This is a genomic window from Hanstruepera ponticola (assembly GCF_012931685.1).
GTDB classification, from domain to species: Bacteria; Bacteroidota; Bacteroidia; order Flavobacteriales; family Flavobacteriaceae; genus Hanstruepera; species Hanstruepera ponticola.
In genome coordinates this window covers 321,470-337,514 of sequence record NZ_JABANC010000002.1, presented here as the reverse complement: position 1 = coordinate 337,514, position 16,045 = coordinate 321,470, and the positions used below count along the sequence as shown (strand labels likewise).

The window sequence follows — 16,045 nt, the reverse complement described above, 5'->3', positions numbered from 1 at the left end:
CTGCCTTGATTTTTTTTATGTACCGAATCATTATGGCAGCTAATCACAAGAAAACCTATGAAATTTTATTGGCATGTGCTTATTTTGTGGGTGCCGAAGTATTTTTTAGAACAACTAGAGGAGCCATATCCTATGAAGCAGGAAAGTATTTAGTAATTCTATTTATGCTCATGGGTATGTTTTATAAAGGTTTGTCGGGTAAAGGTTATCCTTATTTTTTATATCTTTTATTGCTTGTTCCTTCTATTTTTGTAGCTTCTACAACCTTAAGTTTTGATGCCAGCTTTCGAACAAATATAGCTTTTGTGTTAAGTGGTCCCGTTTGTTTGGGGATTTCTGCATTGTATTGTTATGATAAACGCGTTAGTATAAGTCAATTAAATACTGTTTTATTGTATATGGTTTTACCTATAATTGCTCATACGGTATATAACTTTTTTTACACTCCTGATTTAGAGGAAGTATTGAGTGGTACTACTTCCAATAGGGCTGCTGCAGGTGGATTTGGTGCTAATCAGGTTGCCACAATATTAGGCTTGGGAATGTTTATTATGGCTGTTCGTTTTTTTAATAAATCTTCAAATTTACAATTAAAGATTTTTAATATAGTTATTTTTGGGATTATTACCTTTCGGGCATTAGTTACAATGAGTCGTGGAGGGATTTATGCTGCTTTAATCTGTATTGTAGCTTTTTTGTTATTTTATTATAGAGCGGTGAACAAGCGTAGGCGAAATGAAATATTAACTCTTTTTGGGATGTTTTGTGTAGGCTTGTTTAGTATTTGGGTTATTAGTTCGGCACAAACTGGCGGTTTGTTAGATTTGCGTTATGCTAATAAAGATCATTTAGGACGTGATAAATCTGATATAACAACTGGTAGAGGCGAGTTATTTGTTAATGAACTCGAGGGCTTTGTTTCTAATCCTTTTTTTGGTATTGGATCGAGTCGGGCCAAAGATCAGCGTATAGAAATAGAAGGGCAAGGTGTGACTTCACACAATGAACTTAGTAGGGTACTGGCAGAGCATGGTATATTTGGAATCATTATTCTAGTGATTTTAATCTTCAAACCTTTGGAAATGCGTTCTAAAAACCAACAAAATTATTATTTTTTTGCCTTTTTAGCCTTCTGGTTTGCTACCATTAACCATTCATCCATGCGATTAGCAGCTCCAGCCTTTGTGTATGCACTCGCTTTATTACATGTAACAAATGATAAACCTCCTATACATAGGAAACAAGTTAAGGGATAGTTCCTCAAATATTTCTTCTATTCAAGTGTTAGGAAGGGCACTGGGTCATGAAGGGTATCACATGATATATGCATCTTCTAAATCAAATAAAGTGTTAAGACTTATGGATATGGTTTTGACTTGTTTGAAGTCTTATAGAAAAGTGGATTGTGTTTTGATTGATACCTACAGCACTCAAAACTTTTACTATGCACTAGTAATAAGTCAGTTATGTCGCTTATTGAAGCTGCCTTATATACCCATCCTTCATGGTGGAAATCTTGAAAGTCGTTTAAAACATTATCCTAAATTTAGTCGTTTAATTTTTAAATACTCAAAAGTAAATATAGCACCATCTCCTTTTATTAAATCGGTTTTTGAATCCTATGGATACTTCAATATTGTTTCTGTTCCAAATGCATTAGATATTAATAATTATCTTTTTAGAGAAAGACATATTGACACAATCAAACTGTTATGGGTGCGCTCATTCTCTAAAATTTACAATCCAAGCCTAGCAGTCAAGGTTCTCAAACAGCTCACAAATAAAGGCTATAAAGCGGAATTATGTATGGTGGGACCTGATTCTGGTGATGGGAGCTTTCAAGAAACGCAGCAAATATCTAAAAAGCTAGATGTTTCAGTAACTTTTACCGGGAAATTGCCTAAATCAGAATGGATTACGTTAGCTGAAAATTACAATGTATTTATTAATACCACCAATTTTGACAACATGCCTGTAAGTGTTATTGAGGCCATGGCAATTGGTTTACCTATTGTTTCTACAAATGTTGGTGGTGTACCTTATTTAATAGAGCATGAGGAGGATGGGCTACTTGTTCCTGCAAATAATGTCCTAATAATGACAGATTCGATTGTCAGGCTAAAACAAGAACCTAGCTTAACGAAAACAGTTATTAAAAATGCTAGAGCAAAGGTTGAGACATATGATTGGGAAATAGTAAAACAAGAATGGTTTAAAGTTTTGAATAGATAGGCTAATCTTTATTTAACCTTCATCACTTGTGAAGTTTAATGAACTTATTATCTTTACCCTTAACATTTCATTAACAAGATGGCTAAACAAGATATTCATTTTAATATATCTGAACGTAAAATATTATTGCGGATTATGGATATTGTTTGTGTTCTTTTGTCATTATATTTTATAAGTAATTCATTTGTATTTGATTATTTTACAATAACAAAAGAAAACTGGACATGGGTGTTTGTACTCATTCTTTATATTTCGGTGTTTGGAACTGTGTTTGAACTATACGATTTGCAAAAAGCCAGTAGGTTGGAATCGGTCATGCCAAATATTATTTTAACCGTATCCATTACCGTACTATTCTATTTGTTAACTCCTTTATTTACACCTTCTTTACCTGAAAACAGGCTGCAAATATTGTATTTCTTTTTAGCTATTTTGCTTGCTTTAGCTATTTGGCGTTTTATTTATATGACTTTCATCACATCACCTCGTTTTTATAAAAAAGTATTGATTGTTGGAGAAACGTCTAATATTGAAACAATTGTTGAAGCTTTTAAGAATTCAGATCCAAATTATAAAATTATTGGTTTTATAAACTGTGAAGAGGAACAGCCAAATAGCCTAAAATATAAAGGTATTGCAGAGTATAAACCAGATGAAATACATAGTGTTATCAAGAATGAAAATATTTCAGAAATAATTGTTGCGAGTTATAATGCAGAGACCATTACGCCTGAAATTTATCATGACTTAATTGTGTTGTTAGAACGTGGTTTCCCAATTAAAGAATATACTCAAGTTTATGAAGACATTACTTATAGGGTTCCTGTTCAGTTTGTGGGAAAGGATTTTTATAAATATTTTCCTTTTAGCCGAAGTAATCAAAACAAATTGTATCTGTTTTTTCACAGACTCTTTGATCTTTTATTTGCTTTAATGGGTGTAACGCTAGGCGTTTTGCTTATTCCAATTATTTTTGTTGGTAACCTATTGGCTAATAGAGGGCCATTATTTTACTATCAAGAGCGAGTAGGAAAAAATGGTGACGTTTTTAATATCATTAAATTTAGATCCATGATAGTGAATGCTGAAAAAGATGGAGCAGTTTGGGCTAGTAAAGACGACCAAAGAATCACTTTGTTTGGCAAATTTTTAAGGCGTTCTAGAATGGATGAAATTCCTCAATTCCTTAATATCTTGAAAGGAGATATGAGTTTAATTGGACCGAGGCCAGAACGCCCTTATTTTGTGAAAGAACTGTCACAAGTCATTCCTTTTTATGAAACAAGGCATATAATTAAACCAGGTTTAACTGGTTGGGCACAGGTAAAGGTACGCTATGGATCGACAGTTGAAGACAGTCTGTTGAAACTTCAATATGATCTTTACTACATTAAGCATAGAAGTTTCTTTTTGGATGCTAATGTTATTATTAAAACTTTCAGCACTATGATCTTTTTTAGAGGACAGTGATTTAGTATTTTGTTGGTAGTGGTTTGTCGGTAGTTAGCGACTATTACTTCTTTGGAAATACTGGATTAGAAATATATACCGAATTATCATAGTCACAAAAAGGGGTATAAGCGCATAAGCAAACATCTGAATGCCAACTACCCAATGGAAGATTAATAAGCACATCATGATTACTAAAAACTTTAGATATTTAATGACCCAAGGTTTTTGTGCTTTCAATTTCCAAATAAGAACTATGTTTAAAGGAAAAGCCCATAGTAGGTTGTAATTTTGAGCTGTGGCTGTATGATCTGTGGCAAACCAAAGTAATAATAGAAAAACACCTATCATTCCTGTAACAAAAAATAAAATTACATCTAGGTATTTGCTGCGTTTTTGGTTTTTATAGTCTTTGTATGTTACAAACAGAATAATGATAGCTATCAAGAAAAACACCATTAAAGGGCTAGTAAGAAAACTATTATGTGTTTTTAAATTCTGTTGCTCGTATAACGTGTTTTCATTATCAATTAATTGTTTTTTTGAATGACCATGTGTAGCTATTCCAAAAAAGCTATGGATGTATTCTGGCAAAAACATATGCTCTTCAGGAGTAGCAGTCTTGTCTATTACCGATCCTAAAGCAATATCAATGCCTACACTTCCCCAAGAGTTGTAGTCTAAATTATCTTGTATGAGTGTTCTAAATGATTTTTGTTCAAAAGCAACAGGCTCATGAAACGCAATTTTCCCTTTGAGTGTACTCTCTAAAACATCTTTTATTTTAGTAGCACAATTATCGTAAAAGAAATCATAAAGATACTCTCTATTTTCAGGTTTGTAGTTGTTTTTTAAATAGTTGAAAATGGCTTGTTTTTCTTCTGCAGAAATATTGAGAATTTGTTCTTTGATGGTTCTGTCTTGCCATTTATAAAAATCTCTGACATCACGATAGTTACTCTTTCCTATGGAATAATTAAGTTTGCCTCTAGCAAAATTTAGGTAAAATCCAGGCTCGTTAAATGGAAAACGACCATAGTCATAAGCAATGTCTATATTGTTTAAGGGATCTTTTACTCTAAAAATATTATGTCCAAATGCATCATTTAACGAGGATCCTGGTCCTATGGTTAATATACTAACTTGAGCATTTGGAGAAAGTGTTTGTGCGGAAATAAATTGAAATACTGAAATGCAAAGAATAAAAAGAAATCGAATTTTCATATCAGCATGTTTTACCTAAAAATACTAAAATCCAGTTTTAAAGAAAACACATTGGAATATAATGCGACGCTTTGGTCACCTATATCGGTAAATGCATAATCAACCTGTATGCCTTTGTATTTAAATCCAACACCCATACTTGGTTGAAAGGATAAGGTTTCGTTATTGTCTATTTGTAGTTCATTTTGAAAATTACCCACACCCGCTCGTAAATAAACCATGTCAATATAACCAAATTCTAATCCCAATGATGGCGTGATGCTGGCAAAAGATGTAGAAATAATGTCATTGTTTTCTTCAAATCGTACATTCAAATCTAATTCAGCTAAAAGGGAATAGTCATAGCGAATAATAAATTTTTTAGCTACGCCAATTTGTAATTTAGGGATGGTGATTTCAGAAGTTTCAGGTAATTCTTGATTCTGGCCTTCAACGGCATTTTGAATGGTGGCAAATTCATCTTCATCAATTGCCCAGGCATTAAATGTTGTCGTAATATCCCTTGCCATGATTCCAAATTTCCATTCATTACGTGTTTCAAACTGAATAGCAGCATCCAATCCAAAACCCCAAGATGATGCAAAATCACCAATAATTCGTCTAATGACTTTGGCATTAATACCATAATTCAAACCGTCCAAAGGTAATTTTCTGGCATATGAAAAAGTCACGCCATAATCAGCTGTTGAAAACAAACTAATGCGGTCATAATTAATATTGCCTTGGTCATCTATTAACTGGGTGGTATTTAATATGTCATCAACTGCAAAACGAATAATGGAGATACCAATCGAGCTTCTATCATCAATAGGCATTGCAAAACCAATATAATCATAGTTAGCTATATTAGCGAAGTAGCTAGAGTGCATCAAGGCTATTTGCTTATCTTCAATATGTACTAATCCGGCAGGATTCCAATAGCCAGAATTGACATCGGCAGAGTGGGCCGTAACTGCATTACTCATACCCAAAGCTGCTGCATCAACACCAATATTCATAAACTCATTGGAATATTTGCGTACAGTTTGACCAAATACTGATACAGATACTATAAATAGTGCTGTGGTTAGTAATGTTTTCAAGTACAATTCTTTTTTTGCAAAGATGCTATAATTTTTCAATATAATAAACTTGAAAAGTCACGACTTATTGCCTGTTTGTTGTTTTAGACGTAAATTGTTTGTTATTTTTACATCCTATATTCTAAACTTATGAAAAAACACATTCCTAACTTGGTTACACTCGCAAATCTGTTTTGCGGTTGCATTGCTGTTATTTTTGTCTTGAATGATAATTATGTTTTGGGAGCTTTATTTGTGTTTTTAGGGATATTCTTTGATTTTTTTGATGGCCTTTTGGCTCGAAAACTTCAAGTTCAAAGTGATTTGGGTATTCAATTGGATTCTTTAGCCGATATGGTTACTAGTGGTCTTGTGCCTGGATTGGTGATGTGTAAATTAATTGGTCTTGCTATTGGCTCTTCTTTTATTGTGAGCCAAGCAGATTGGAATGATACTATGATCTGGTTAGGGTTCAAAATACAACCAATAGTACTAGTTGGTTTATTAATTACATTAGCTTCTGCTTATAGATTAGCAAAATTTAATATTGATGAAGACCAGCAGACCTACTTCAAAGGACTTCCAACACCTGCAAATGCTATCCTTATTCTATCTCTACCACTTATTATGGAATTTCAAAACAGTGATGCTATGAATACCATTATTTTAAATAAATGGTTTTTGATTATCGTCACGTTATTGAGTTGCTATTTATTAAATGGGTCATTTAAACTATTTGCTCTAAAATTTAAAACGTGGGATTTTAAAAGTAATGCTATGCGTTATATTTTTATCATACTCTGTATTGTTTTATTGGTTGTGTTACAGTTTGCCGCAATTCCGTTAATCATATTGACTTACATAGTCTTGTCTCTATTATCTCAAAAATCTATTGTTTAATTTAAAATCAATTTAATTACTCATAATTTATGGCTTCAGGATTTTTTGCTTTACTAGATGATATTGGTGCTCTTATGGATGACGTTGTTGTGATGAGTAAGGTCACTACCAAAAAAACAGCAGGAATTCTTGGCGATGATTTGGCTGTGAACGCCGAGAAAGCCTCTGGATTTATGTCATCAAGAGAATTGCCAGTTTTGTGGGCTATTACTAAAGGTTCATTTGTAAACAAACTCATTATTCTACCGGTTGCGTTTTTATTGAGTGCTTTTTTGCCGCCAGCCATAAAAATCATCCTAGTTTTAGGTGGCGTTTATCTGGCTTTTGAAGGTGCCGAAAAAATTTATGAAGTTTTTGTCCCACATGCGCACCCAAGTGATGAAAAAAAAGTATCAGCAAGCTTGCCTAAAGAAGCCGTGATTGATATTGAAAAGAAAAAAGTAAAATCGGCGATTGTTACCGATTTTATTTTATCAGTTGAAATTGTCATAATTGCGCTAGGAACTGTTGTAGAAGAAGATTTATTGTTTCAAATTTTAGTGGTTTCTATTGTCGCCATAATTGCTACGGTTGGTGTTTATGGTATTGTAGCTTTATTGGTAAGAATGGATGATTTTGGATTGTGGTTGGTTAATAAAAATCAAGATAAAAAAGGGTTTCTTTATACACTTGGCAATCTTTTAGTTAAGGCTTTACCTTGGGTAATAAAAAGTCTTTCAATAATTGGAACAATTGCCCTTTTATTGGTTTCTGGAGGTATTTTTATTCATAATATTGACTTTTTACATCATATTTTAGAATCTTGGCCTAGTTTGTTGCGTGATTTTATTGTAGGCTTGGGAGTAGGTTTGGCGACTTTACTTATTTATAAAGGCGTTATGTTTGTGATTAAAAGTTTGAAGAAATAATTAATCCCGAATTTTCTTTTTACGCAATTCAAAATTCTGACCTAGATATACTTTTCTCACCATTTCGTCATTGGCCAATTCTTCAGGTTCACCTGCTTTAAGAATACTGCCTTCAAACATTAAATACGTTCTATCAGTAATAGCAAGCGTTTCCTGAACATTATGGTCTGTTATAAGAATACCAATATTCTTTTTGGTTAATTGGGCTACAATACGTTGAATATCTTCTACTGCAACTGGATCAACTCCAGCAAAGGGCTCATCTAATAAAATAAAATTAGGATCTGTTGCCAAGGCTCTGGCAATTTCAGTACGACGCCTTTCACCACCTGATAATAAATCACCACGATTCTTACGGATATGCCCTAAACTAAACTCGTCAATTAGGGATTCCATTTTAAGGTGTTGTTCCTTTTTGCTCAATTTGGTCAATTGAAGCACGCTTAAAATATTGTCTTCAATACTCAATTTTCTAAAAACTGATGCTTCTTGAGCCAAATAACCTATGCCACTTTGGGCACGTTTATACATGGGGTATTTTGTAATGTTTTTGTTTTCTAGATATATGGTTCCGCCATTGGGTTTTATAAGCCCAACAATCATGTAGAATGACGTTGTTTTTCCAGCACCATTAGGTCCTAGAAGCCCAACTATTTCACCTTGATTAACTTCCAAAGAAACATCTTTAACAACCTTTCGGCCGCTATAAGATTTCATTAAATGTTCTGCTTTTAGTTTCATACAAAATAACTCAAGGCTAAAATAGTAAAATCAAAATGACTATTAGAAATTCTGTTTTAATTTAAATAAAGTTTAACGCTGTGCTTCTAGGGCATCCCAAAATTCATAAGCTCGTCTTAAATGTGGAATAACAATTGTGCCACCAATTAATGTAGCGATACTTAAGGTTTCAACAACCTCTTCTTTTGTTAAGCCTTCCTTGTAGCAACTTTCAAGGTGATACCTAATACAATCATCACATCTTAAAACGGTTGAAGCCACTAAACCTAATAATTCTTTTGTTTTTACATCTAGCGCACCTGCTTGAAAAGCATTGGTGTCTAGATTAAATATTCGCTTGATAATTTTATTATTATCAGCCAATATTTTATCATTCATTTTTGAACGATAATCATTAAATTCTTTTACTATTTCAGACATGTTTTGCGTTCTTTTCTTGTTTTTTAACAACTAATTTAGAAATGTAAATACTCAACTGGTATAATATTAATATTGGTATAGCTACTATAATTTGACTCGTAATATCTGGTGGTGTGATTATAGCCGATAATATTAACACAATCACTAAAGCAAATTTTCGATATTTCTTTAAAATTTGAGGAGTTACCAATCCAATTTTCGTTAAAAAGTAAATAATGATTGGCAGTTCAAATATAAAACCAGAAGCCAATGATGATGACCTTACCAATGAAATAAAAGAACTAATGTCAATTTCATTCGATATTTCAGCACTTACCGTGTAAGTCCCTAGAAAGTTTATAGAAAGCGGTGTCACCACATAGTAGCCAAATAAAACGCCCAAAAAGAACAAGAACGAAGTGATAATTATAAATCCTCTTGAGTGTTTACGTTCGTTTGGATGAAGTCCAGGGCTAATAAATCGCCAAAATTGATAAATAACATAGGGAAAGGCTATTACCAAGCCTGCATAAATAGAGGTCCAAATATGCGCTGAAAATTGCCCACCCATGGTACGGTTTTGAATAATGAATGGGAAGGCGTCTAAACAAAACGTCGTGTCTTCAATACCAAAGAACCTAGAAACACTGCAAAGCCACTTATAGGTTGGAAATGACATGTGTTTTGGTCCTAAAATAATGGTGTCAAAAATGAAACTTTTAAATAAGAATGCTACAACGGCAGCAATCATAATACCAAGAGAGGCACGAATTAAATGCCAGCGTAAATCCTCAAGATGGTCAAGGAAAGACATCTCATTGATATTCTTTTTAGCCATTATAGAATTCCTTCTTTTATTAAATCATGTAAATGTACCACTCCAGCGTATTGCCCGTTTTTTTCAACCAATAATTGAGAGATACCATAAGATTCCATTTCTTCTTTAGCATCTACAGCCATGGCATTGTAATCTATTCGTTTTGGATTAGATCCCATGATATCCTTGGCTTTTAGATTTGAAAAGTCTGAAGAATTATTTAGCATTCGTCTTAAATCACCATCTGTAATAATGCCAACTATTTCACTATTTTCAACAACAGCAGTCACTCCAAGCATTTTTTCGGAAATTTCAACAATAACATCTTTTATGGTTGCTTCTGAAGTTACAGCCGGTTTTTGATTATTATCAGATAGGTCACTAACGCGCAAGTACAGTTTTTTACCTAAAGCGCCTCCAGGATGATATTTAGCAAAATCCTTACTTGAGAATCCTCTTAATTCCAAAAGACAAACTGCTAATGCATCTCCCATTACTAATTGAGCGGTTGTACTGGTTGTTGGTGCTAAATTGTTAGGACATGCTTCTTTTTCAACATAAGTGTTTAAAACATAATCGGCATTTTTACCCAAAAATGATTCCGGATTTCCGGTGATAGCAATCATTTTGTTTTTGGCTCGCTTAATTAAAGGAACCAATACTTTAATCTCGGGAGTATTACCACTTTTAGAGATGCAAATAACCACATCATCATCCAAAATAAGCCCTAAATCACCGTGAATCGCATCGGCAGCATGCATAAAAACTGCTGGTGTTCCAGTTGAGTTGAGTGTGGCAACAATTTTGGTTGCAATAATGGCACTTTTGCCAATTCCTGTAATAATTACACGACCTTTGGAGTTATAAATACAAGTTACCGAAGCTTCAAAATCTTTATCAATTAAATTGGAAAGATTGGAAATGGATTGACTCTCCATTTCTATTGTTTGCTTGGCTAGTTGAATAATGGAATTTTGATTGTTCAAAATTTATTATTTTTTTGGGTTGATGCTTCTAAAGATTTTGTTATCTTTAAAGTAATTCAAACTAACTGTTAAGGGTTAGTTTTTAAAGCTACAAAGCTAACAAAAAAATAAATGAGAGTTCTCTAAATACACTACATAATTAATTAATAGCATTTTTGTTTTTGGTGTATTGAACGTAAGATAATTAATATTAAGAAGTAGATGTCTGTAATTGAAAAAGACCTGCAAGCTGCACTAAAAAAATATTTTGGATTTAGTACATTTAAAGGGTTACAGGAAGAAGTTGTAAAAACACTATTATCAGGTAAAAATACATTTGTAATTATGCCAACAGGTGGCGGTAAATCATTATGTTACCAATTGCCTGCGCTTATGCAAGAAGGAACAGCCATTATTGTTTCACCACTCATTGCATTAATGAAAAATCAGGTTGATGCTATTCGTGGTGTTTCTGAACATGAAGGTGTTGCTCATGTTTTAAATTCTTCCCTAAACAAAACTGAAATAAAAAAAGTCAAACAAGATATTGTTGATGGTATCACTAAATTACTTTATGTAGCACCTGAATCGCTTACAAAAGATGAAAATGTTGATTTTCTCCGAACGGTCAAAATCTCATTTATGGCTGTAGATGAAGCCCATTGTATTAGTGAATGGGGACACGATTTTAGACCTGAATATCGAAATTTAAAACACATTATTGGACGAATAGGAGATGATATTCCCATAATAGGTCTCACAGCAACAGCTACGCCAAAAGTACAGGAGGATATTCTTAAAAATTTAGGAATGACTGATGCTGTTACCTTTAAAGCATCTTTTAATAGACCAAATTTATTTTATGAGGTGCGCCCAAAAACCAAAAATGTTGATGCCGATATTATTCGCTTTGTAAAGCAAAATGAAGGTAAATCTGGAATTGTTTACTGTTTAAGCAGAAAACGGGTGGAGGAATTGGCTCAAACCCTTCAAGTGAATGGTATAAAAGCAGTACCATATCATGCTGGTTTAGATGCAAAAACTAGAGCTTCTCATCAAGATATGTTTCTTATGGAAGATGTAGATGTGGTTGTAGCCACTATAGCTTTTGGTATGGGAATAGATAAACCTGATGTTCGTTTTGTAATTCACCATGATATTCCTAAAAGTATTGAAAGTTATTATCAAGAAACTGGAAGAGCAGGGCGTGATGGCGGTGAGGGACACTGTCTGGCATTTTACAATTATAAGGATATTGAAAAGTTAGAAAAATTTATGTCTGGTAAGCCTGTCGCCGAACAAGAAATAGGTCAGGCTCTGCTTCAAGAGGTTGTTGCCTATGCTGAAACATCTATTTCGAGACGTAAGTTTATATTACATTATTTTGGTGAAGAGTTTGACAATGAAACTGGCGAAGGTGGTGATATGGATGACAATATGCGAAATCCTAAAAAGCAACATGAAGCCAAAGAAAATGTGACTATTTTGCTCAATACGGTTCAAAAAACCAATGAAAAATACAAATCAAAAGATTTGGTGAATGTTTTAATAGGAAAAGCAAATGCGCTTATAAAATCTCACAAGACTGATGAGCAACCGTTTTTTGGAAAGGGAAAGGCAGAAACAGATAAATACTGGATGGCTTTAATTCGCCAAGTGTTGGTTGCTGGGTATTTGAAGAAGGATATAGAAACTTATGGTGTCATTAAAATAACAGATGATGGTGAAAAATTCCTGAAGAATCCAGACAGTTTTATGATGACTGAAGATCATGTTTTTGATAGTGAAAATGATGACTCTATTATAACAGCTACAGAAGGAGGTGGTGTTGCCGATGAAGCACTTATGGCGATGCTGAAAGATTTGCGTAAGCGTAATGCCAAAAAACTTGGTGTGCCACCATTTGTTATTTTTCAAGATCCTTCTTTAGAAGATATGGCTTTAAAATACCCAATAACACTAGATGAATTAAGTAATGTGCATGGTGTTGGTGATGGCAAGGCCAAAAAATATGGTAAAGATTTTGTTGACTTAATAGCACGATACGTTGAAGATAACAATATTGAGCGTCCTGATGACTTAATTGTAAAATCAACAGGCACCAATTCGGCATTAAAGCTTTATATTATTCAAAATATCGATAGAAAACTACCTCTAGATGATATAGCATCAGCTAAGGGTATGGAGATGGCAGATTTTATAAAAGAAATGGAAGCCATAGTATATTCTGGTACTAAACTGAATATTGATTATTGGATTCAAGACTTGCTTGATGAAGATCAACAAGAAGAAATTCACGACTATTTTATGGAATCTGAAACAGACAAAATAGATGATGCCATAGACGAGTTTGATGGTGATTATGATGATGAAGAATTACGTTTATATCGGATTAAATTTATAAGTGAAGTTGCTAATTAGTCTTTTATAAAATCTTCTGCTTGCTAGTTTCTAACTTCAAAGATGATTCCTTATCTTTGCACCTCATTAAAAATTAATAAGATGCAAGACGGTTTATACGCGAAATTTCATACCTCAAAAGGTGATATTTTAGTTAATTTAGAATTCGAAAAAACTCCAGGTACTGTTGGTAATTTTGTTGCTTTAGCTGAAGGGAATTTAGAAAATTCAGCTAAAAAGCAAGGAAACCCATATTATGATGGTTTAAAATTTCATAGAGTCATTCCTGATTTTATGATTCAAGGCGGATGTCCTCAAGGAACTGGTACAGGTAATCCAGGCTATCAATTTGATGATGAATTTCATCCCGATTTAAAACATGATGGACCAGGTGTTTTGTCTATGGCAAATGCAGGACCAGGAACCAATGGTAGCCAGTTTTTTATCACACATGTTGCAACGCCTTGGTTAGATGGTAATCATACCGTTTTTGGTAAAGTAAAAGAAGGTCAGGATGTTGTTGATGCTATAGCTCAAGGTGATGCCATAGAATCTTTAGAAATCATCAGAGTAGGAGAAGAGGCTGAAAAATTCAACGCTGTTGAAGCTTTCAGAACCTTTGAAGGTGCTAGAGAAAAGCGCATGGCTGCAGAACAGGAAGCTCGTGAAGCAGAACTTGATAAATTGGCTTCAGGGTTTAAAAAAACAGATAGTGGTTTACGTTACCAAATTCTTCAAAAAGGAACTGGTGCGAAAGCTGAAAAAGGACAAACTGTTTCTGTACATTATAAAGGTCAATTAGCCGATGGAACCGTGTTTGATTCGTCGTATAAGCGTAATCAGCCTTTGGAATTTCCAGTTGGTGTTGGTCAAGTAATTCCAGGTTGGGATGAAGGTATTTGCTTACTTAACGTAGGTGATAAGGCACGTTTGGTTATTCCGAGTGATTTAGGATATGGTAGTCGTGGTGCAGGTGGTGTAATTCCACCAGATGCAACATTGATATTTGATGTTGAATTAATGGCTGTTAAATAATGCTATAAGAACGTTATTTATCACGTAACAAAATTCATAAAAAATCGTCTCATTTATAATGAGACTTTTTTTTGCTTATATTTTAGCGATAACCAATCAATCAAAATACCAATGAAATCAAAATTATTACCATTCGTTTTACTATTCACAGTATTTACAATCAGTTGTTCAAAAAACATCAATTATTCACCTGAACATATTGAAAAAACGTCTGGACGCTATTTGTTTAATCCTGACGAGCTTATTGAAGTATATTATGAAGACAATAAGTTATATTTGAAATGGCTAGGTGCAGAAAAAATTGAACCGGTTGTTTTGGACGAAAACACTTTTTTTATGGTAGATATGTATCAAAAATTACGTTTTGTCCAGCATCCAGAGACCAAAGAACAGTATTTAGGCATTGTATCAGAAGAAGATGATTCTAAATTCACCTATGATTATTTGAAAGTGCCAGATTCTTTTAAAACACCAAGTATGCATTTAAAAGCCAATAATTTTGATGCAGCATTAGCAGGCTTTTTAGAAATAAAGGAACAAGATTCAACTAGTGTATTTATTGAAGAACGGGAATTTAATAGTTACGGTTATGAATTATTGCGCAAAAAAGAAAACGAGCACGCCATTGCAGTTTTTAAAATGAATGTTGCTTTATATCCAGAAAGCGATAACGTGTATGATAGTTTAGCAGATGCCTATTTGCGAACAGGCGATAGCTTGAATGCATATGAAAACTACAAAAAGGCATTGGAGCTCAATTCAGGGAATCCACGTGCTAAACAATTTGTTAAAGCATTTGAAAAGGAGTAGGTGTTTCTTTAACAGCCATATGGGCTTATTCATAGACTAATTCTATATCATCAATTATTAAAATACTATCAATGGCACCTGCAAAACTTGCGCCATCAAAACTGGAAGAAGCCACAAATGTTATATGAGTTGGTAGTCCAAAATCGGCCACGTCTGGTGTGACATAATTGTTGTTTTCTGGATACATGTATGCTGGAAAACTGCTATCCAGTTCACCATAAGTAAAATCAATTTCTTGAGTTATAAATTCGTTTTGGGTCTCATCACTTCTAAACCAAGCTGTGCCTAAACGCTGTACTTCTCCACCTTGTCTAATTTCTAATAAGGCATAAATATCACAGGCATCGCCATAGCTTAAATGGTTTCCATCACGATCTTTATTTTCCTCACCAGGCACATAGCTATATTTAAATCTGATTTTTAACGGTCGTCCAGAAAATGGCGTACCAAACTCAATTGCTGCTTCAGGGTCGCTTAAATCAATATTGTCTGGGTCAAAATATCCTGTAAACAATGAGCCTGCTGAAATAGGTGCCCCAAAAGTGCCTGCTAAGGAGCCATTATCCATGGTCATCATTTTTGCAGCTAAATTATCATTACCTAAATCTTCTGGTGTAGTAGCCAGTATATTTAAAATTTGGGTACCTTGGTTTCCAGTTCCCCAAATAGTAGTTTCGGCATCTTCTCCTGGTTCGTAGTAATTTGTAGCGGTCATATACCAATCATTTAACTGCCAATTATCGAGTTGAGGTGTTTCTGAAGCCACAAAAGCACGAATCGTCCAATTATAAACAGAACCATCTTCTGCAGTAACCACAATAGTATCATCATTTTCAAGGTTAAGAATATCACCTTGTATTTTATTGCTTTGTGCAAATGAAGAAATTTCAATTTTTTCAATACTAATAGCGGTTAAATCAACGCCACCAGGAATTTCTACGGTAACCAATAAACTATCCCTCATAATTGATGCCGCACCAGATTGGTTGATTACTTCAATAGTATTGATATAGCCGTACTGGGATTTTCCAAAATAATCTTCTTCAACACATGACAATAGCATGAATGTTAATGCTGTAGTAATTAAAATAGTCTTTTTCATTT

Annotated in this window: 15 protein-coding genes; 8 read left to right on the top strand and 7 right to left on the bottom strand. The window is 33.7% G+C overall.

Translation table 11 applies throughout. The features are described from left to right. Positions 1-32: 32 nt before the first annotated feature. From HGK31_RS07405 to HGK31_RS07395, 3 genes are all read left to right on the top strand, one after another. Positions 33-1,256, top strand: coding sequence for an O-antigen ligase family protein (locus HGK31_RS07405; protein WP_233451032.1), 1,224 nt, complete (start codon positions 33-35; stop codon positions 1,254-1,256). Further along, entirely contained in the window at positions 1,216-2,232 is a 1,017-nt protein-coding gene (locus tag HGK31_RS07400) for a glycosyltransferase family 4 protein (protein ID WP_191859166.1), read from the top strand. Before HGK31_RS07405 ends, HGK31_RS07400 begins: the two co-directional genes overlap by 41 nt. Before the next feature lie 78 nt (positions 2,233-2,310). Next, positions 2,311-3,702: a sugar transferase gene (locus HGK31_RS07395; protein WP_104734308.1), complete on the top strand. Its 1,392-nt coding sequence runs from the start codon at positions 2,311-2,313 to the stop codon at positions 3,700-3,702. A 33-nt stretch (positions 3,703-3,735) separates the two neighbouring features. On the opposite strand, the gene HGK31_RS07390 is transcribed toward HGK31_RS07395, so the two are convergent. Both HGK31_RS07390 and HGK31_RS07385 read right to left on the bottom strand, forming a co-directional pair. Beyond that, positions 3,736-4,905 carry a lipoprotein N-acyltransferase Lnb domain-containing protein gene (locus tag HGK31_RS07390; protein ID WP_191859165.1) on the bottom strand — a complete coding sequence of 390 codons (1,170 nt, stop codon included), beginning with the start codon at positions 4,903-4,905 and terminating at the stop codon, positions 3,736-3,738. Between the two features lie 11 nt (positions 4,906-4,916). Beyond that, a complete protein-coding gene (locus HGK31_RS07385) occupies positions 4,917-5,987 on the bottom strand; it encodes a putative type IX sorting system protein PorV2 (RefSeq protein ID WP_191859164.1) in 1,071 nt (356 codons plus the stop codon). 129 nt (positions 5,988-6,116) lie between these two features. On the opposite strand from HGK31_RS07385, the gene HGK31_RS07380 reads away from it, so the two are divergent. Together HGK31_RS07380 and HGK31_RS07375 are read left to right on the top strand one after the other, a co-directional pair. After that, the gene (locus tag HGK31_RS07380; RefSeq protein ID WP_191859163.1) at positions 6,117-6,866 is read left to right on the top strand and encodes a CDP-alcohol phosphatidyltransferase family protein; all 750 of its coding nucleotides are present in this window, start codon (positions 6,117-6,119) and stop codon (positions 6,864-6,866) included. 29 nt (positions 6,867-6,895) lie between these two features. Beyond that, on the top strand, positions 6,896-7,774 hold the full coding sequence (locus HGK31_RS07375) for a DUF808 domain-containing protein (RefSeq protein WP_191859162.1): 879 nt from the start codon (positions 6,896-6,898) through the stop codon (positions 7,772-7,774). Here the strand turns inward: HGK31_RS07375 and lptB are convergent, their stop codons facing one another. From lptB to HGK31_RS07355, 4 genes are all read right to left on the bottom strand, one after another. Continuing rightward, complete coding sequence (gene lptB, locus HGK31_RS07370) at positions 7,775-8,515, bottom strand: LPS export ABC transporter ATP-binding protein (protein ID WP_104734303.1); 741 nt, start codon at positions 8,513-8,515, stop codon at positions 7,775-7,777. 72 nt (positions 8,516-8,587) lie between these two features. Continuing rightward, entirely contained in the window at positions 8,588-8,935 is a 348-nt protein-coding gene (locus tag HGK31_RS07365) for a carboxymuconolactone decarboxylase family protein (protein WP_104734302.1), read from the bottom strand. Beyond that, a complete protein-coding gene (gene tatC, locus HGK31_RS07360) occupies positions 8,928-9,752 on the bottom strand; it encodes a twin-arginine translocase subunit TatC (RefSeq protein WP_191859161.1) in 825 nt (274 codons plus the stop codon). Before tatC ends, HGK31_RS07365 begins: the two co-directional genes overlap by 8 nt. Continuing rightward, positions 9,752-10,717: a KpsF/GutQ family sugar-phosphate isomerase gene (locus HGK31_RS07355; protein WP_233451030.1), complete on the bottom strand. Its 966-nt coding sequence runs from the start codon at positions 10,715-10,717 to the stop codon at positions 9,752-9,754. Before HGK31_RS07355 ends, tatC begins: the two co-directional genes overlap by 1 nt. A 201-nt stretch (positions 10,718-10,918) precedes the next feature. On the opposite strand from HGK31_RS07355, the gene recQ reads away from it, so the two are divergent. From recQ to HGK31_RS07340, 3 genes are all read left to right on the top strand, one after another. Next, positions 10,919-13,117, top strand: coding sequence for a DNA helicase RecQ (gene recQ, locus HGK31_RS07350; RefSeq protein ID WP_191859160.1), 2,199 nt, complete (start codon positions 10,919-10,921; stop codon positions 13,115-13,117). Between the two features lie 81 nt (positions 13,118-13,198). Then, positions 13,199-14,131 (top strand): peptidylprolyl isomerase, encoded by a 933-nt coding sequence (locus HGK31_RS07345; protein ID WP_191859402.1) that lies wholly within the window; start codon positions 13,199-13,201, stop codon positions 14,129-14,131. A gap of 111 nt (positions 14,132-14,242) precedes the next feature. Then, the gene (locus HGK31_RS07340; protein WP_191859159.1) at positions 14,243-14,941 is read left to right on the top strand and encodes a tetratricopeptide repeat protein; all 699 of its coding nucleotides are present in this window, start codon (positions 14,243-14,245) and stop codon (positions 14,939-14,941) included. A gap of 25 nt (positions 14,942-14,966) precedes the next feature. Here the strand turns inward: HGK31_RS07340 and HGK31_RS07335 are convergent, their stop codons facing one another. Beyond that, positions 14,967-16,043: a PCMD domain-containing protein gene (locus tag HGK31_RS07335; protein ID WP_191859158.1), complete on the bottom strand. Its 1,077-nt coding sequence runs from the start codon at positions 16,041-16,043 to the stop codon at positions 14,967-14,969. Positions 16,044-16,045 lie beyond the last annotated feature (2 nt).

What these genes read in the sequence shown, in the direction of transcription:
- HGK31_RS07405 (WP_233451032.1), top strand. Translation starts at nt 33, where the DNA reads ATGGCAGCTAATCACAAGAAAACCTATGAAATTTTATTGGCATGTGCT.
- HGK31_RS07400 (WP_191859166.1), top strand. Translation starts at nt 1,216, where the DNA reads ATGATAAACCTCCTATACATAGGAAACAAGTTAAGGGATAGTTCCTCA.
- HGK31_RS07395 (WP_104734308.1), top strand. Translation starts at nt 2,311, where the DNA reads ATGGCTAAACAAGATATTCATTTTAATATATCTGAACGTAAAATATTA.
- HGK31_RS07390 (WP_191859165.1), bottom strand. Translation starts at nt 4,905, where the DNA reads ATGAAAATTCGATTTCTTTTTATTCTTTGCATTTCAGTATTTCAATTT.
- HGK31_RS07380 (WP_191859163.1), top strand. Translation starts at nt 6,117, where the DNA reads ATGAAAAAACACATTCCTAACTTGGTTACACTCGCAAATCTGTTTTGC.
- HGK31_RS07375 (WP_191859162.1), top strand. Translation starts at nt 6,896, where the DNA reads ATGGCTTCAGGATTTTTTGCTTTACTAGATGATATTGGTGCTCTTATG.
- lptB (WP_104734303.1), bottom strand. Translation starts at nt 8,515, where the DNA reads ATGAAACTAAAAGCAGAACATTTAATGAAATCTTATAGCGGCCGAAAG.
- HGK31_RS07365 (WP_104734302.1), bottom strand. Translation starts at nt 8,935, where the DNA reads ATGTCTGAAATAGTAAAAGAATTTAATGATTATCGTTCAAAAATGAAT.
- tatC (WP_191859161.1), bottom strand. Translation starts at nt 9,752, where the DNA reads ATGGCTAAAAAGAATATCAATGAGATGTCTTTCCTTGACCATCTTGAG.
- recQ (WP_191859160.1), top strand. Translation starts at nt 10,919, where the DNA reads ATGTCTGTAATTGAAAAAGACCTGCAAGCTGCACTAAAAAAATATTTT.
- HGK31_RS07345 (WP_191859402.1), top strand. Translation starts at nt 13,199, where the DNA reads ATGCAAGACGGTTTATACGCGAAATTTCATACCTCAAAAGGTGATATT.
- HGK31_RS07340 (WP_191859159.1), top strand. Translation starts at nt 14,243, where the DNA reads ATGAAATCAAAATTATTACCATTCGTTTTACTATTCACAGTATTTACA.
- HGK31_RS07335 (WP_191859158.1), bottom strand. Translation starts at nt 16,043, where the DNA reads ATGAAAAAGACTATTTTAATTACTACAGCATTAACATTCATGCTATTG.